The 2,690-nt window shown below is 62.5% G+C and carries 2 protein-coding genes; both read right to left on the minus strand.

Going from position 1 to position 2,690, the window contains the following annotated elements; genetic code table 11:
* Positions 1 to 93: 93 nt before the first annotated feature.
* Positions 94 to 2,007 carry an arginine decarboxylase gene (gene speA, locus AC07SU_RS21445; protein ID WP_494998165.1) on the minus strand — a complete coding sequence of 638 codons (1,914 nt, stop codon included), beginning with the start codon at positions 2,005 to 2,007 and terminating at the stop codon, positions 94 to 96.
* A gap of 143 nt (positions 2,008 to 2,150) precedes the next feature.
* Positions 2,151 to 2,522, minus strand: a complete 372-nt coding sequence (locus AC07SU_RS21450; RefSeq protein ID WP_176997044.1) for a translation initiation factor Sui1 — start codon at positions 2,520 to 2,522, stop codon at positions 2,151 to 2,153.
* Positions 2,523 to 2,690 lie beyond the last annotated feature (168 nt).

Below are 2,690 nucleotides of genomic sequence, written 5' to 3' on the forward strand. Positions count from 1 at the left end.
GGCACGATGGCTGGTTCAGCCCGGCCCGCTGAGCTTTGCGGCGCGCATGAAAAAACCACCGCAAGCGGTGGTTTTTCTTGAGCCGTCGAAACGTCAGGAAGACAGGTACGACGAACGGGTCAGGCCCAGGCGCAACGCGTCGAGGAACTGGGTACGTTCACTCGCACTGATCTTCGCGCTCGCACACTTGTCACGGTAGTGCGTCATCAACTCCTCCGGCGACAAGTGCACGTAGCGCAGCATATCTTCGATGGTGTCGTGGGTCTCGATCCCGGCGCTGTACACCGAGCCGTCTTCACGCTGGTAGATGTTCACCGAGTCGGTGTCACCGAACAGGTTGTGCATGTCACCCAGGATCTCCTGGTAAGCACCCACCAGGAAGATACCCAGCAGGTAGTCCTCGCCTTCGTTCAAGGCGTGCACCGGCAGGCTGGTCTCGATGGACTGCTCGTCGACGTACTGCTTGATCTTGCCGTCGGAGTCGCAGGTCAGGTCTTGCAAAACGGCACGGCGCAGCGGCTCTTCGTCGAGGCGGTGCAGCGGCAGGATCGGCAATACCTGGCCGATGGCCCAGGTGTCCGGCAGGCTCTGGAACACCGAGAAGTTGCAGATGTACTTGTCGGCCAGCTTGTCGTTGAGTTCGTCCAGCACCTGGCGGTGCGAGCGCTGGCGGGCTTTCAACGAGTTGTGCAGGCGGCGGCACACGGCGAAGTAGCACTGTTCGGCCAGGGCTTTTTCCGCCAGGGTCAGCTTGCCGTCGGCGTACTGTGCGGCCACGTCGCTCATGTAGTGGGTGGCGCGCCAGTAGGTTTCGGTGACCATCTCGATGTCGGTCGGGCCGAGCAGGTCCACCAGCCATTGCACGGTTTCCGGCAGGGCTTCCTTGTTTTCGATTTCCGGCACGTCGTCGTTGTGTTTCTCGACGTCGGTGACCTGCACCACCAGCATGGCGTGGTGGGCGGTCAGGGAACGGCCGCTTTCGGAGAAGATGTGCGGGTGCGGCAGGCTCTGCGCATCGCAGAATTCCTTGAGCATGCCCACGACCACGCCGGCGTAGTCGTCCATGTCGTAGTTGATGGAGCTGGCGTTACGCGAGTGCGTACCGTCGTAGTCCACGCCCAGGCCGCCGCCGACGTCGATGTGATCCACTGGCAGGCCGAGGTTGCGCAGTTCGCCGTAGTAACGAATGGCTTCCTTGAACCCGTGCTGGTAGTCCGCCAGGTTGGCGATCTGCGAGCCCATGTGGAAGTGCAGCAGACGGATGCCCTGATCCAGGCCCGCCGCGCGGAAGCGCTCGACCACGGACAACAGTTGCGCCGCCGACAGGCCGAACTTGGACTTCTCGCCACCGGTGTCCGCCCACTTGCTCGACGCCAACGACGACAAACGCACGCGCAGGCCAACCTGTGGCTTGACCTTGAGGCTCGCCGCCTCTTCGATCACCAGGCCGACTTCGGATTCTTTCTCGATCACGATGAACACGTTGTGGCCCAGCTTCTGGCCCATCAGCGCCAGGCGGATGAACTCACGGTCCTTGTAACCGTTGCAGACGATGGTGCCGCCCTTCGGCGCCAGGGCCAGCACGGCCAGCAGCTCGGGCTTGGAGCCGGCTTCCAGGCCGATGGAGACGTTCTGGGTGGCGATGATGTTCTCGATCACCGCTTCCTGCTGGTTCACCTTGATCGGGTACAGTGCGGTGTACTTGCTCTGGTATTCCAGGCGCTCGATGTTCGCATCGAAGGCGCCGGTCAGCTGGCGTACGCGGTCCTGCAGGATGTCGGGGAAGCGCACCAGCAGCGGCAATGACAGGCCGCTCTTGCGCAGCTCGTCGACTTGCTCGTACAGGTCGACGGGCGTGCTGTTCGGGCCGTTCGGACGGACTTCAACGCGACCGGCATCATTGATCGCGAAATACCCGGCCCCCCAATGGCGAATCCCGTAAACACTGCGGCTGTCCGCAACTGTCCATTGGCTGCCATCGTCTTTGCGTGTGCGTCGTACGGACATCGAAGTCCCCTATAAATGAAGTCGAAGGCACCGCCCCCATCAGAGGCTGGCGCAGTCTAAAGAATGAAAATGACGATTTGCCTGCGTGGAAGGTAGGACCCCACACGCAGGACAGAGTTTAGACACAGGTCGGGAAGAGGCTTTCAGCCGCCGGACTTCTTGGCCTTGTACCCGAGCTTGATCAGCTCGGCCAACAGCAACTCGACGTGATCGCCCTGGATCTCGATGACGCCGTCTTTCAACGCGCCGCCAGTGCCACAACGCTTTTTCAGCGTGGTGGCCAGTTCTTTCAGGGCATCCTCGGCCAGCGGCACGCCGGTGATGGTGGTCACCGTCTTGCCGCCACGGCCCTTGCTCTCGCGTCGCACGCGGGCAATACCGTCGCCTTGGGGGATCAGGGTCTGTTTACAGGTACACGAATCCACGGGCTGACGACAGTCCGGGCAGTGTCGACCTGCGTCGGTGGAAAATACCAGGCCACCAAGGGCGGCGAAGGATGCGGCTTTTTTGGCCACCGGCAATCCTCTTGGGAGGACAAAGACTGATCGGCCCCTGCAAAGAGGTGACCGACCGCGAAGCCCCACTCAGGCAGGGGCAGCGCTACCGTACCACCAGGGTTCAACCCTACCTGTAGGAGCCGGGGGGGGGGGGGGGGGGGGGGTGGGGGGGGGGGGGGAAGGGAG

The organism is Pseudomonas sp. GW821-FHT05H12 (genome assembly GCF_059419385.1).